Raw genomic sequence first — 14773 nt, 5'->3', positions numbered from 1 at the left:
CCCCTATATTAAATGCTATTTCTTTCTGAAGAACTTTTTTGGAACTAGATCACTTTTGTTGCGTGAACTTTTCTGTCAATCCAATCCAAAATGGACTTATTATTAAAGTTAACGAGATGAGACTAATGGTGAAATTATAACCAAAATCCTCAATTATGTTCAAACCATAAGCGGTAGAACTTAATAAGAAACTGAGCTCTCCTATTTGTGCCAATAATGCACCACCCAAAAGTGCTTCCTTCCAATTACAAGAAAAAGCTTTTAATATAATAGAATTTAAAAGATGATTAGTTATATAAACAACAAGAATGGCAATTAAAATAGACCAGAAATTCTGGTATATGAAAGGGATATCAATCTGTAATCCAACGCTAATAAAGAAGAAGGACACAAACAATATTCGAAAAGAATGAAGCGTATCATGAATCCAGTCTGTTTCTTTAGCAGCATTCATTATGATCCCTCCTGCAAAGGCGCCTAATGCTGCCGATAACCCAAAGATCAAGGTTACCAGCGCACCTCCAAAACAAAGGAAAACAGCCATGAATACTTGCAATTCATGATCTCTCTCAATTTTTTTAGAGAATGGTAGTGTAATTGTCTTTTTTATATAAATATAGATCAGCGTGAACACTATTATTACAGCTCCGGTAGTCATAAGTAAAATATTTTCGAAGGATGCTGTTTTTCCGCCTAGCTGTGATATAATAATTAATAAAGGAACTAAAGCAACATCTTGGGCTAGTAAAATGCTTAGTACGTTTTTACCAACTTTAGTTTCTATTAGTTTTTTATCCTGAAGTAATTTTATTACAACCGCAGAACTGCTTAATGCTATAACAAACCCAAGCACAACTGAACGAGCAAAACTCCAATCGTAATAGTGGCCGATAAGTAATACCAAACCAACACTTAGGCCAATTTGAGACAACGTACCCAAAACGGCTAATTTCCATTGTTTAAGAAAATCGATAAGATTGATTTCCATACCGATAAAGAATAGTAGTAATATAACTCCTAGTTCTCCTAAGAGATGAATCGATTCTTTATCCTGTACAACATTTATCCCATACTCTCCTAAAATAATTCCAACAAGAATATATCCGATGATATAAGTCTGATTAAATTTTTTAAGAATGACACTTACTACAATGACAAGAATTGCTAAAACCGCAATTAGGATTATGACGGGATCTAAGGAAGAAAATAGAAACATTTTTGGGCTAGGTTTATAGAATTAAAGTTAGTTCAAAAAAATGGATATCCATTGAAAAAACTCCGGAATACTAAAAAACTGAACTTTGATTGTCTAAGTTTTTTGATTGCCGTTTTTGAATTATATTAAAAAATCTTGATGTAGATATTTATTGTGGTATCGAATATTGCTCTTAAGAATCTTTTTGAGAAAACACTTTATATAGTTATGTTAAAACCCGTACTAGTATGATTATTTATTTTGTAAATTTCAAATACAATAGATAACCGATGAAAAATATATTAATTCCAATTGATTTTTCTGATAATGCAATGAATGCATTAGGATATGCTACAAAATTGTTTGAAGCCTCTCAATGTACTTTTATCCTGCTAAATGTTTATGTAAGTCAGGCTTCGAATATGCTGAGCGAAGAACGTAATGAAGCCATTTTGAATGTCATGGATGATGAATCTGAAATAGAGTTAAAAAAAATCTTTGATTCTGTGGTAGAAGCTAATAACAACGGTTTGCATACATTCAAAATGGTCTCCAAATCAGGAAAAATAGCACCCATAATTAACAGTATGGTGGCATCAGGAAGTATTGATTTCGTAGTAATGGCAACTAAGGGGGCAAAGGGGGCGAGAGAAGTTTTCTTAGGGAGTAATGCAGTACGAGTAATTAATGGAGTGGATAAATGTCCTATTATTGTCGTGCCACAAAATTATCAAGTAAGAAAGCCAAAAATGATAGCTTTTTCAACCAATTTCAAGCGTACTTTTTATCAAGAGGAACTCCGAACTTTAATCGATATTTTAAAAAACCAAAATGCTAAACTTAATGTAGCTCGCGTAATGATCGATGATGCAATGAATGATAAACAAAAGAATAACCGCGAAAAACTAAAAAAAATACTTGAAGATATTGATCACATTTTTTATAAAATTGATATTGAGTCCACCGAAACAAAAGCTTTAAAAGATTTTGCTCAACAAACTGATTGTGATATGATCGCTTTGATACATCATAAGTTTAGTCTTTTTCAAAAACTTTTAGAGGAAGATGTTGTTGATAAAATAAGCTTTAGTAGTCCAATCCCTTTATTAATACTTCCCGAACTGTACTAATCAATAGAAAAGACATTAATACAAACATTTTTTCATGCTTACTTATCAAACAGAAATTCTACATACGGCGATCTTATTAGTTATTATGTTTGCGATAATATTCTTAACCAAAAGAGCTATCAGAAGATTTGGTTTTATTCGATCTATTGAAGTGAATCGTAGGAAAATTATTCTTAATCTCAGCTATCTTGTTATTTACATCTTTGTAATATCAATACTTGCCATTATTTGGGGTGTCGATTTAAAACAATTTACAGTATTTATCTCCTCTGTCTTGGCAGTGTTGGGTGTGGGTTTTTTTGCACAATGGTCTATTTTATCTAATCTTACGGCTAGCGTTATCTTGTTTTTTAGCCATCCGGTTCGTATTGGGCACAGAATACGTATTTTAGAGAAAGATTTTAACTTAACAGGAAGGGTAAAGGATATTACAGGATTCTATTTTTTCATGATTACGGATAATGGCCAAGATATTACCTTACCCAATTCTTATGTGCTCCAAAAAGGAATTCAAATTTTGAAGGAAGACGAAGCTCCAGGAGACTTAGGTTTCATAAATCCAGATACAAATAACAAGGAAATATCGGCTTAGAGTGGATAATCTATTTATTCGATCAGCACTCGTTATTGTGTAATTTTCTTTTAACAAATCTCTCAAATTAATTTTATAGGAATTTCCCGATCTTATGATTTTTGTCATTTTTTGTTTATTTTGTTTTGAGGACATTGGAGCAAATCTTCAACAGCGCATTATGTTTGAGCTCGTATATTCTTCACAAGTACCCAAATGCCCAAAAAGAGAAAGGATGACTTCACTAAATAATCATTCAATAAAGTATAATGAAAAACATGGAATTTCCGGATCTCTCGTATTTTACAAAAGAAAATTTGTTGGAATTTTGGAAGGAGAGGAAAATAATGTTAAACGCTTATATCAAAAAATCAAGAAGGATTCTATGCACACAAAAGTGTCTGTGTTAGCAAAAGGTTTTGTTTGGGAAAGACAATTCACACAATGGAATATGATGTATTATCTGCCAAAAAGCAATACGTCATCACATCTAGAAGAAAACTTTTTCTCTAGTAACATTTTGAACCTGGTCCTGCTTGTCGATAAAAAAACATATGCTTCACAAATTTTCTGGGGCTCGGTAAGAGATATGTTCTCTTGAATTTCTGTGGCAATTCGTATTGTACAAAAATCTGTTAAACAATTGTTTAAATATGATGTATTAAGTTTTCTGCCTTTAGATTCTATAAATTTTATTTTAAATTTGTTTGACAAAAAAGAAAATAAGTTAAACAAAATTGATATGGAAAGAGATGCAAGAGAAATATGTACTGTTAGTTTAGGCATAGACCGTCTCGAAGATAATTATACTTTTTACAACAACAGTACAATACGGCATACGTATGATGAAAGTATTTTCAATTATGGCCTCATGGAATGGATAAAGCCAGGTGAAATAAGTAACACTATTAAACGTCGAATACTTAAAAATTGCCCAAATAAATATAAAAGACAAGTAAGGCAAATATTAGCTTTTAATCTGAGAATGAATTGATATTCGAAATTCATAATATAAAAGATGAGAAAATCTGATTACAAAATCTATATTGTCGGAGCAGGTATAAGTGGATTAATTGCTGCAAATGTTTTAGAACAATCGGGTTATCACCCCATAATCATTGAATCTTCTAATAGTCCTGGCGGAAGGGTAAAAACCGATTTTATAGAAAACTATCAAATGGATCATGGATTTCAGGTGTTGCTTACTGCTTATCCGGCTGCTCAGAAGTATTTGAATTTGGAAAAGCTATTCCTGCAGAGGTTTTTGCCTGGAGCTGTTATTTTTTGTGATGGCGAACAAAAAATAATCGGAGATCCATTAAGAAATCTGTCCTTACTTTTTCCAACACTTGTGGCAAACGTAGGTAGTATATCAGATAAATTGAAGATTTTAAAACTAAATAAGATTTTAAAAAAGACAACAATAAAAGCAATTTTCGACGAAGAGGAAGAATCTACACATTCATTCCTTCAAGAGTTTGGTTTTTCCAACGAAATCATAGAACAATTCTTTAGACCTTTTTTCAGTGGAATTTTCTTGGAACCTGATCTTCAGACTTCCTCTCGAATGTTTAAATTCGTCTACAAAATGTTCGGGGAGGGGAGTGCGGCTATTCCCAAATCGGGTATCGCCGAAATCACAAATCAACTAGTAGCAAAGTTAGATAACACTACTTTTTTATTTAACACTTCGGTAAAAAAAGTTGAGGAAGGCAAAATTATCTTAGGAAACGGCAAAGATTTAGTAAGTCATTTTACCATAGTTGCTACCGAGCCCAGTACTGTTGTTCCTAATCTAAAAAATCAGCAAGTGGATTGGAAAAGTTGCGATACCCTATATTTTGAAGTAAAATCTAGAGTTATCAAAAAACCTTTAATTGGTTTAGTTGCAGATCAAGATTCTATAATTAATAATATTTGTTATCATACTGTTCTTCAAACCAGTCTAAAACCAAAAAATGAGTTGTTATCGGTTACTATTGTGAAAGAACATGATTTAGATGAGATTGCTCTGATTAAAAAAGTTAAAATCGAACTAAAAAAATATTGCAATATTGAGGTTGATCGTTTTATGAAACGTTACAAAATTAATAGAGCCCTTCCCGACCTATCCAACATACAATATGAAGTATTACCTTCTGAAACCAAATTAACTCCCTCGATATTTATTGCAGGAGACCAACAATTGAATGGATCACTAAATGCGGCTATGATTTCTGGTGAAAGAGCAGCATTGGGTGTTATTGACACTTTAGAAAACGGTTTGGTGGTAGAAGAGTTTACTTCTGAATTTAAGTAAGGATTAATTTAAAAGTAGTAACCTTTGTTAGTATCAATTCTTCAGTCCAAAAACTCTCTTTTCCTGCATTTTAATATATCGACTATAAATAATTACTTGAAGAATTAGATAAATACCAAAACCAATAGAAAAAACGTAGTCGAAGATATTTGTAATTTCCAATACATAGATTAGTATAATAGCGATCAACCATGCTACAGAATATGCGAATGCAATTTCTGGAAGCTTTTTATGTATTGTCTTAACCATAGTTTAATATAGTTAAAAAAAAGTTCAAAAAAGATAATATAACCAATTCTTTTATTAGATATTAGTAAAATCCCCAGAGAATGACTATAATCAATAAATAAATGAGTTAATTATGGGAAGTCAGCTTATGGTTTCCGGAGCTTCTAGCTGTGCCTTTGGGGATTTTAATTAAAAACTAATGAGTCAAAAAGTTACTGTTTTTTGGTTTCGAAGAGATTTAAGGTTAGACGATAATATAGGTTTTTTAGAAGCTTTAAAATCTGATCACCCGGTATTACCAATTTTTATATTTGACAAGGATATTCTTGACGAATTGCCAGAAGATGATGCCCGCGTAACCTTTATTTTTGATACACTTCAACGAATGCGAAAAGAACTTCAGGATAAACGAAACAGTTCAATTGCAATCTATTATGATAGTCCTAAGACCGTTTTCAAAGAATTAATTGAAGATTTCAATGTACAATCAGTATACACCAATCGTGATTATGAACCATATGCGGTGCAACGAGATAAAGAAATAAAAAGGCTCTTAGATGAAAGGAATATCGATTTTTATGATTTTAAAGATCAGGTAATTTTTGAAAAAGATGAAGTAGTAAAGGCCGATGGTAATCCTTATGTGGTTTATACACCCTATAAAAACAAATGGGAAGAAGTTTTTGAATCATCAGAACTTAAAATTCATTACACAAGTCAATATTTAGATAATCTTATCAAAAATACTCGCCTACCCAACCTTTCTTTAAGTGATATAGGTTTTAAAAAATCAGCGATACAAGTTCCTGAATATGATGTAACTCCTTCATTAATTCAGAATTATGAAAATACTCGAAATTTTCCATTTAAAGAAGGAACCTCTAGACTAGGCCCTCATTTACGATTTGGTACTGCAAGTGTAAGGAAAATGATTAAAAAAGCAATCGCAGAAAAGAATGATACTTTTTTATCGGAGTTAATTTGGAGAGAGTTTTTTATGCAAATTTTATGGCACTTTCCTGAAACTAAAGACAAGGCATTTAGATCAAAATATGATCGTATTGAATGGCGAAATAATGAAGAAGAGTTTGAGAAATGGAAAAGAGGAAAAACGGGATTTCCCCTAGTCGATGCCGGAATGCGGCAACTGAATAAAACAGGATATATGCACAACCGGGTTAGAATGCTGGTGGCTAGTTTTTTATGTAAACATTTATTGATTGATTGGCGCTGGGGAGAAGCCTATTTTGCTGAAAAATTACTGGATTATGAAATGGCCAGTAATGTTGGTAATTGGCAATGGGCAGCAGGTTCTGGGGTTGATGCGGCACCATATTTTAGAATTTTTAATCCAACAACTCAAATAAAAAAATTCGATAAAAACAAAGAGTATATCAAACAATGGATTGAAGAATATGATACTGATCATTACCCTGAGAAAATGGTAGATCATAAAGAAGCACGAGAACGCTGTTTAAAAGTTTATAAAGAAGCCGTAAGCTGAATTTTAATCCTTCAATTTTCGGGCGAGTAAAGCATAACCAAAAGTGATAACTCCTAATCGGCCTACAAACATAATTACAATAAAAACTAGTTTACCAAAAGTAGTAAGTTCTCCAGTCAAGCCTACACTTAATCCTACTGTCCCAAGGGCAGAGGCAACTTCAAATAAGATATTTTTAAAGTCTGCAGTTTCAGTAAAAGAAAGTAAAAAACACGTAAAAAAGATGATCATCGTGTAGAATATAAACGTAGAGGTAGCTACATATAACCTTTCAAAGGGAATTTTTCGTTTTAGAAAGGTTATTTCTTTTTCACCATACAACCTACTTTTTATAATGGCGAGCATGGCTGTAAGGGTAGTAATTTTCATTCCACCTGCAGTTCCAGCAGGAGATGCACCAATATACATCAAGAAAATTACCATCAACAATATAGGTAATGATAAGCCACCCGTGTCAATAGTATTAAATCCAACAGTAGTCATTGATGTCATTGCCTGAAAAAAAGAAGCCCATAATTTTTCTTGGCCTTGTAATTCTTGTACCAGTGGTTCAAAAAAGTAAGTAGTGATCATACCAAATGCTAAGAGAATTAAAAATCCCACGGATACCATCTTTGTTGTAAACGAAATTTCCTTTGTTCTTTTTGATAAACGGTACCAAATATCTGTAACAACAATGAATCCAAGAGATCCACAGATAGCTAGCACCGAAATAATAATGTTGATAAATGAGTTTCCTGTGAAATCCATAAAACTATTATTATTCAGGCCAAAACCAGCGGTACAGAATGCAGAGACACTGTGAAAGATGCTACTCCAAAGTGCTTCGAAAGTTTGAATGCCTTCTCTTTTAAATGCTATAAAGAAACATATAGCTCCTAAAACCTCCATTACTATAGTGTAGATAATAACTGAACGAAGAAAGTCTTTTATTTTCAGTTCTTTTGGAACATCAAACTCAGTTTGGATAATTTTTTTGTGCCAATGTGTTATTCGTTTTGTTGTTGATAATAGATAGAATGTTGTAAATGTCATGTATCCTATACCACCTATCTGGAACAATATCATAATAATGAACTGCCCAAAGAAGTTATAACTATCATAAATACTTACGGTAACTAAGCCTGTTGTAGAAATAGCAGATGTTGCGATAAAAAGATTATCAACAACAGGTATATAAGTTTTTTGAAGAAAAGGAAGTAATAATATACTCCAGCCAACAAGTACATAAACCAAAAAACCATAAACCAGATTGGTTTGAGGTGAATTCTTTAGTTTGAAACGATTATATCTGGAAGAAATAGTAGAAAACAAACTCATTATTCAGTTTCCGATATTATAACTCCATCTGTTGTGAATGCAAATCCTTGTTGACCTGACACACCAACCATGACTCCCTGAAAAACTGGCACTAGAGGTTTGTTAGCACCCCAAGTTATCAAAAAGTTGGCTCCACTACCACCAGCTGTATCTTCCTCTTCAATTACATATTCAATAGATTCCAAGGGTTTTAAATATATAGGTTGTTTAATATATCCTCGTACAAAGTTTCCATCAGTGTTATAATAATCTACATTTTTAATAAAAAGAGAATCTTTTGGGCTAGTATTTCGAATACTTAGGGTAGCAGTAAGCTGAAATCTAAAGTCTTTCGTTTTATTGTAAATATCTGAATAAATAGGAACATAAATTTCTTTCTTAGTTGGATAATTAAAACCATCATCACTTGATGGAATTTTATTTTCCTTCAAAATTCCTTGCTTTAATTCTTTATTTGGGTTTTGTCTGGTGCAGGAAATTAGGCCAAAAAGCAAAAGGAATGCGAAAATTTTATTTAGATAATTCATAACATCGTGTTGGTTACGTGAATTGAATTTACATTTATTTTTTTTGAACACAAGAACTATATGAAAACTTTAGGAAAATAGGTGGAGCCTTTTTTAAATTAAGAATTTTATGACTAACTTGAAATAACTGTTTTTCCATTAGGGAAGTTCAATGTAATTAATCTTAATAAAAGGACTTAAATATTTTTCTAGAATTGTCTGCAGCATATGAAAAAAACGAATAATAACTCAAAAGAACGAAAACAGAATCTTACTCAATTTGCCAGCCTGGTGAATTTAGCATTTATCGATGATGAATTCAACAAAGAAGAATATGAATTACTGGAGAAACTGGGAGATAAACTTGGTATCACTAAAGATGAGCGTTTAATGGTACTTGATAATCCTGATGCATTTACCATAGAACAGATAGAATCCTACAATAAAAGACTAGAATTTATTTTTGATTTTTTTAAAATGATTTATGCAGATAATAAGTTGGATCGAGCAGAATATGAATTAGTGCTCAAATATATTCAAGCCATTGGCTTCAATATCATAAATACTAAAACTATATTGAATAGAAGTATAGAACTTTTTGAGAAAAATGATAGAGTCTTTTTAAAAGGGGACATGTCCCTTACAGAATACAAAAACCTAATTTTTAAAGAAGATAAGGCTTAAAAACTGATTTATACGTTTACAGAATAATTGAACTATACTACCTTCAGTTTTAGTATCCCACATTAAAAAGATCTCAATTAGTAAAGGAGTTACAAAAACTTTTTTATGAGTTAATCTATTCAAAAAATCTATTGTTACTTGAACGAAACGAACTTCTAAGATTCATTTTAATGATTCTATAACCTTAAAATAGTTCTAAAATTACAGTACTATGAAAAAATTAATCACACTTGCTATATCTGCGATATTTTTGATCGCTATAACCGTTTTTACTCTGCAAAATTCTCAGGTAGTAGAGATTCAACTGTTCGTTTGGGAGGCACAAGCTTCTCTGTCGATGATACTATTCACAACATTTTCTATTGCTATATTAATAACAGTAGTTGCAATAGTACCCACTATTTATCACCTTAAGAAATTAAGAGATCAATCTCAGAGAAAGGTGAAAACACTAGTAAAGGAGAATGAAAAATTAACCGAACCAGAGTCTAAAAGTATATTATCTGAAGGACAGATAGAGAAATAAAATAAAACATAGAAGAATTATGGATAACACATTAAAAAAACAAAAAGCTTATAAAAAATTAGGATTCTCTTATTTGGAGACAGCAGAAATTGTTGTTGTGCTAAATAAGTTATTGGCCAATTACATTGTTCACTACCATAAATTAAGAACTTTCCATTGGAATGTAGAGGGCGGTGATTTTTTTGAATTACATGAGCAATTTGAACTTGAATATAACGAAGTAAAGGAACAAACAGACATCATTGCTGAGCGAATTAGAGTTTTTGGGCTAAAACCAAAGTCTACTTTGCAAAAGCATCTTAACATGGCAGATATAAAAGAGCAGGAAAAAGAAGTTTCTCCATTAGAAATGGTTCACGAGGTGCTAAATGATTTCAGGATCTTACACGACTCACTGCTTGACGTGCTAAACGCTGCTCTGGAGTCAGGGGATACTGTTACGGAAGAAATTATTACTCAATTTATGAGAAGATTAGAAAAAAGACATTGGATGTTTACGGCATGGTCTAAGTCATAAAACAAAACATAATTGAAGCAAGCTTTTGAAAAATTATTAAAATCAATAACTCGAAAAAAATACAAGTTCGGACTTGTTTTGAGTGGAGGAGGTGCAAGGGGATTTGCTCACTTAGGAGTGGTACAGGCTTTGCAGGAAAAAGACATTTATCCTGATATTATCTCAGGAGTCAGTGCAGGAGCCATTGCTGGGGCATTTTTAGCTTCAGGAATGACTCCAGTCGATATTATGCGATTAATGCTGGATTATAAATTTTTCGATTACACATCGATTCACATTCCTAAAACGGGATTATTAAGCTTGGATAAATTAGAGAATAACCTATTATCTCATTTACCTTTTAGTGAATTCGAAGAACTTAAAACGCCATTATTTGTTGGGGTTTCTAATCTTAACACAGGTGAGCCCGGATATATAAATTCAGGATCACTGTCACAAGCAATAAAGGCCTCTGCTTCTATACCTGTAATGTTTTCTCCTGTTGAGATCAATGGAAATCAATATGTTGATGGAGGCTTACTAGATAATATGCCAATTACTCCAATTAAGAATTTATGTAAGCAGATTATAGGAATAAATATAAGCCCTGTTGAAGAAATAAAGAAACTAAATAATTTGATAGAAATTGCGGGGCGTACCTTCCAACTTAGTGTGAACGCAAATATGAACTTGAGTATTAAAAAATTAGATGTTTATATAGAACCTCCTGAGCTGTGCGACTTTGATATATTAGATGTAACAAGTGCCCAAAAATTATTTGATATCGGTTATAATTATACCAGAAGTTTGGACATCAACGTATAACTAAAACTATAAGATTAATAATAAGAAAAATATAATACCAACCATCTTATGAAGGAATGCGAGAGTACTAAATTTCAGTAAAATCAAGTGTTAATTTTATTAACTTATCATATTAAACTTTAACATTTCTTATGTTAAAAACCTTCAAAAACGGTTAAACCCCGTTAAAGAGCTTGACAATTTTTACTTAGCATTTATATTACAGATGTATGTTTTTTAAGATCAATATTTCTCAAAAAGCGTTTAATCTTTTCTAATGCAATCCAGCATTTAGTTTTAGTTATTGATCCACATATTAACTCTTATATAAAGTCTTTACTCTATTTACAGATAGGATCTTGAATTTTCGAAGTCTGAGGACAGTAATGGTGTTGTGATTTTATTGTGAGATATTTAAAAATCAATTATTAATTAAAAGAAATGTTTTGAAAAATAATAAAGGTAAGTCCTTGATCGTGTTAACCCTTACTTCTGTATTTGTTTTTATGATCGCGTTGATTACAGCTTTACTATAGAATTCAAAATCACTATTTAAAATTTTTATTTATGGAAACTTATTACAGATATTACAAGATTCTTTTTAATCCTCTTTTCAAGTTTTTGAAAGAGTTACCAGCTGCGAGTAGATACGCCATCTTTAGGTAGAGAAATATCTAAACAAAACAATAATCAGATGAAACCAAAAATTAAATTTAAGAAGAAGTTAATAAAATCTTTATTGCTTATGATAGCAGGATCTATAATTGTTTATGGACTAGCTATGTTCGTGATAATGGCTTATTAATTTATAAAAAAATACAGAAAATGAAATTAAAACATAATATACAAAGACCCGGACTGCGAAAAAAATTCTTTGGAAGTAAGGCATACTTAAGAAGTATTCGAAAAAAGGTAAAGAATAATATGAAACCAAAAAGATCTTTCGCTGTTTAAACATGCGAATAGACCTTTGAATTAAAAATAAACTCAATTTATGAAAGAAAGTAAATACTTAAAAAAAGCCCTATCCTGGGTCGAAAAACGACCAACCATTTCAATAAAATCTATTGCAGAAGGACATGAAGATCCGAAAGCATTTGTTAGCAAATCGACTGATGAAAAAATCAAAGCTGACGTTTCGTTTACAACATATGGTGGTGCCAAACATTTTTCGGATATAGCTCTAAAAGAAGATAATGCAAGAAGATTAGTTGTGAAATGGAAAGTCTTGAGCTTCATGGCTGGGATGAAAAGAGGAAAACTTCATCTTTTAGCACCTAGAGGTCATCGAGCGTTTACTGAAAGATTAGTAAAACGGCACAATATTAACGCGGTAATACATGCTATATAAAAGAGTCATTTTTATCGATTTTGAAAACAAAATTTAATTCAGAAAATTTAATTCAGAAAATATTATATATGTCATATAAAAATGGAATAAGTTCAGATTCCAAAAAGTCAAAAGAATTAAGAAAAGAAATAAATTATTGGAAACTTAAGACTAATCAACGAAAATGTAAAGAGTTCTCCCAAATGTCCTACTGGGAAATGATTACTACAAATACCGCATTATAAAAACCAATCGATGTACTTTATCCAAGTTAAAAGAAAGACCAAAATAGAGAATAGATACAGCCCAAAAATGGGAAGACTAATCTCAAAAGTAACTTATATTAAAAAATATATGTTTAGACTACCAATCGAAACGCTACATAAATATAGAAATACATATTATGGAGAAGTAAAGGATTGCGCAAACTGTATCCTTGAAGCCTAAAATACTATTAAAACTTCACAAAGTTTATTCTTGTTAAAAATAGTTTTAAATCTTGTTAAACCCAGTTAAATCAATTGACAATTGAGATTTAAAATATTATTTTAAGTTAAAACTGAAAAGACAGCATTTCATAACCAAAATAAACAAACAAAAAGCTTTTTTTGAATTGATCATCAATTCATTATGAATGTTTAATTTAAAATCTTGGGATATGAAAAAGTTATTTTACGGAATTTTAATAGTTGACATGCAGAAGCTCTTAAAATTAATTAGGAATCTTCCTTCTGCAAGTTGGTATGCAATGAGTAGATAGACAATAATATTACTATTACTTAAAACTCAAAAAAAAGCCCTGTTTAAGGGCTTTTTTTATACCTAATCAATAATAAAAATATTTCTAATTCGAGAAGAAATAATTTTTCGCAAAGTTTCCTTCTTAATTCTACTACTTTTCTAGTATTTGTATGATTTTATAATGATTTGAGTTAATATATCTTTTATAAAAGCACCTTTTCTGTCTAAACTTCATGTAAATTTAAAATAAAAAAAGATGAAGAAGGAGCAAGCCGATAAAATTATACTACTTGGTATTTCATTAATTCTAGCATTTATATACTCATCCTATACAGTACAATCTTCTGATTCGGATTTTGTTGGTTGTTGGATTGAATCATTCGAAAAGCAAACTGTACAAAAGACTTCAGCTATCATTTACAAGTCTTGTAAAGATAATTCTTTAATACCAACAAGAAGATTTCGCTTTAAAATGGAATTAAAGAAAAATCGATCTTGCGATTATCTTTCGTTAGCTGCTAACGATGCTCATAACATGCGACCAGGAACTTGGTCATATGATTCTAAAAACTGCATTCTTACGATCAAAAATTCAGATAATGAGATTGTAAAGTCTTTTAAAGTTATAGAAGTAAAAAATAATACACTCAGTTTGGCACTTAGAAAGTAGTTAAAATAAAAAAGCTTACCTATGAAAAAGATGATTATTAAAGAAAAAGATACAAAATTCGACATTTTACCAATATTAAAAGAGCGTTATTCACCAAGAATTTTTGCAGATACACCAATGTCTGAGCTAGAGTTAAGAACTCTTTTTGAAGCCGGAAGATGGGCCCCCAGCTCCTATAATAGACAACCTTGGAGGATTGTATGGGGAATAAAAGGAAGTGAGACATACAATAGAATCTTAGAATGTTTGAGTGATTTCAATAAATCTTGGGCCACGAACGCACCGGCACTACTATTAAATGCTTTCAAAAAAACTACTGATGAAGGAGAAGAAAATTTTCATGCTCTTCATGATCTAGGATTATTTATGGGAAATGTCACAGCTCAGGCTCAACATTTAGGAATAGCACTACATCAAATGGCCGGAGTAAATTACGAAAAGGCTAAAGTAGAGTTTAAATTCCCTGAAGAATTTCACATTGCAACGGCCGTAGCTGTAGGGTATTATGGTGGCAATAAAAAAGATCTTCCCGAGGATTTAAGAGATCAAGAAGATCCTCTTAATAGGACTAGAATGATGCAAAGAGAGTTTACGTTCAATGGGGATTACATGAATGAACCCGCATTGGAATCTTCCAAGAATGGATTAGACACTTCAAAAGAACAAATCATGAAGAAAATTAATAGGTAAGATTAAATTATTAAAACTCTGCCTACCTCTTGATATTTAGCTTGAACATTAAAACCAAATAATCTGAAAAAATAAATTT

The 14773-nt window shown here is 31.4% G+C and carries 19 protein-coding genes; 15 read left to right on the top strand and 4 right to left on the bottom strand.

Features of this window, described 5'->3' with window-relative positions:
• Positions 1-49: 49 nt before the first annotated feature.
• The gene (locus tag U6A24_RS10985; RefSeq protein ID WP_324180019.1) at positions 50-1216 is read right to left on the bottom strand and encodes a cation:proton antiporter; all 1167 of its coding nucleotides are present in this window, start codon (positions 1214-1216) and stop codon (positions 50-52) included.
• Positions 1217-1485: 269 nt separating this feature from the next.
• Between U6A24_RS10985 and U6A24_RS10980 the strand changes: the two genes are divergently transcribed.
• From U6A24_RS10980 to U6A24_RS10960, 5 genes are all read left to right on the top strand, one after another.
• Positions 1486-2325, top strand: coding sequence for a universal stress protein (locus tag U6A24_RS10980; RefSeq protein ID WP_324180018.1), 840 nt, complete (start codon positions 1486-1488; stop codon positions 2323-2325).
• A 34-nt stretch (positions 2326-2359) separates the two neighbouring features.
• Positions 2360-2917: a mechanosensitive ion channel domain-containing protein gene (locus tag U6A24_RS10975; protein WP_324180017.1), complete on the top strand. Its 558-nt coding sequence runs from the start codon at positions 2360-2362 to the stop codon at positions 2915-2917.
• Positions 2918-3011: 94 nt separating this feature from the next.
• Complete coding sequence (locus U6A24_RS10970) at positions 3012-3497, top strand: BLUF domain-containing protein (protein WP_324180016.1); 486 nt, start codon at positions 3012-3014, stop codon at positions 3495-3497.
• A gap of 141 nt (positions 3498-3638) precedes the next feature.
• Positions 3639-3890 (top strand): hypothetical protein, encoded by a 252-nt coding sequence (locus U6A24_RS10965; RefSeq protein WP_324180015.1) that lies wholly within the window; start codon positions 3639-3641, stop codon positions 3888-3890.
• A 24-nt stretch (positions 3891-3914) separates the two neighbouring features.
• A complete protein-coding gene (locus U6A24_RS10960; RefSeq protein WP_324180014.1) occupies positions 3915-5195 on the top strand; it encodes an FAD-dependent oxidoreductase in 1281 nt (426 codons plus the stop codon).
• 33 nt (positions 5196-5228) lie between these two features.
• Here U6A24_RS10960 and U6A24_RS10955 read toward each other — a convergent pair whose 3' ends face one another.
• The gene (locus tag U6A24_RS10955; RefSeq protein ID WP_324180013.1) at positions 5229-5444 is read right to left on the bottom strand and encodes a hypothetical protein; all 216 of its coding nucleotides are present in this window, start codon (positions 5442-5444) and stop codon (positions 5229-5231) included.
• Between the two features lie 178 nt (positions 5445-5622).
• On the opposite strand from U6A24_RS10955, the gene U6A24_RS10950 reads away from it, so the two are divergent.
• Positions 5623-6927, top strand: coding sequence for a cryptochrome/photolyase family protein (locus U6A24_RS10950; protein WP_324180012.1), 1305 nt, complete (start codon positions 5623-5625; stop codon positions 6925-6927).
• Between the two features lie 3 nt (positions 6928-6930).
• Here U6A24_RS10950 and U6A24_RS10945 read toward each other — a convergent pair whose 3' ends face one another.
• Entirely contained in the window at positions 6931-8247 is a 1317-nt protein-coding gene (locus U6A24_RS10945; protein ID WP_324180011.1) for a TrkH family potassium uptake protein, read from the bottom strand.
• Complete coding sequence (locus U6A24_RS10940) at positions 8247-8678, bottom strand: DUF3124 domain-containing protein (protein ID WP_324180010.1); 432 nt, start codon at positions 8676-8678, stop codon at positions 8247-8249. The genes U6A24_RS10945 and U6A24_RS10940 overlap by 1 nt, the downstream gene beginning before the upstream one ends.
• 303 nt (positions 8679-8981) lie before the next feature.
• On the opposite strand from U6A24_RS10940, the gene U6A24_RS10935 reads away from it, so the two are divergent.
• The 9 genes from U6A24_RS10935 to U6A24_RS10895 all read left to right on the top strand — a co-directional run bounded on the left by U6A24_RS10935 (position 8982) and on the right by U6A24_RS10895 (position 14694).
• Positions 8982-9437 (top strand): hypothetical protein, encoded by a 456-nt coding sequence (locus U6A24_RS10935; RefSeq protein ID WP_324180009.1) that lies wholly within the window; start codon positions 8982-8984, stop codon positions 9435-9437.
• A 211-nt stretch (positions 9438-9648) separates the two neighbouring features.
• Complete coding sequence (locus U6A24_RS10930; RefSeq protein WP_324180008.1) at positions 9649-9963, top strand: LapA family protein; 315 nt, start codon at positions 9649-9651, stop codon at positions 9961-9963.
• Positions 9964-9982: 19 nt separating this feature from the next.
• On the top strand, positions 9983-10480 hold the full coding sequence (locus tag U6A24_RS10925; protein WP_324180007.1) for a Dps family protein: 498 nt from the start codon (positions 9983-9985) through the stop codon (positions 10478-10480).
• A 12-nt stretch (positions 10481-10492) separates the two neighbouring features.
• Positions 10493-11284: a patatin-like phospholipase family protein gene (locus tag U6A24_RS10920; RefSeq protein WP_324180006.1), complete on the top strand. Its 792-nt coding sequence runs from the start codon at positions 10493-10495 to the stop codon at positions 11282-11284.
• A 973-nt stretch (positions 11285-12257) separates the two neighbouring features.
• On the top strand, positions 12258-12614 hold the full coding sequence (locus U6A24_RS10915) for a hypothetical protein (RefSeq protein ID WP_324180005.1): 357 nt from the start codon (positions 12258-12260) through the stop codon (positions 12612-12614).
• 68 nt (positions 12615-12682) lie between these two features.
• Positions 12683-12838, top strand: a complete 156-nt coding sequence (locus U6A24_RS10910) for a hypothetical protein (RefSeq protein WP_324180004.1) — start codon at positions 12683-12685, stop codon at positions 12836-12838.
• A gap of 67 nt (positions 12839-12905) precedes the next feature.
• Positions 12906-13040: a hypothetical protein gene (locus tag U6A24_RS10905; protein ID WP_324180003.1), complete on the top strand. Its 135-nt coding sequence runs from the start codon at positions 12906-12908 to the stop codon at positions 13038-13040.
• 550 nt (positions 13041-13590) lie between these two features.
• Positions 13591-14004 carry a lipocalin family protein gene (locus tag U6A24_RS10900; protein ID WP_324180002.1) on the top strand — a complete coding sequence of 138 codons (414 nt, stop codon included), beginning with the start codon at positions 13591-13593 and terminating at the stop codon, positions 14002-14004.
• A 21-nt stretch (positions 14005-14025) separates the two neighbouring features.
• Positions 14026-14694: a nitroreductase family protein gene (locus tag U6A24_RS10895; RefSeq protein ID WP_324180001.1), complete on the top strand. Its 669-nt coding sequence runs from the start codon at positions 14026-14028 to the stop codon at positions 14692-14694.
• Positions 14695-14773: the final 79 nt, after the last annotated feature.

The organism is Aquimarina gracilis (assembly GCF_035285365.1).
In the GTDB taxonomy this organism is placed as follows: Bacteria; Bacteroidota; Bacteroidia; order Flavobacteriales; family Flavobacteriaceae; genus Aquimarina; species Aquimarina gracilis.
The sequence above is the reverse complement of the archived record's forward strand: the minus strand, read 5'-3'. Positions and strand labels throughout refer to the sequence as shown.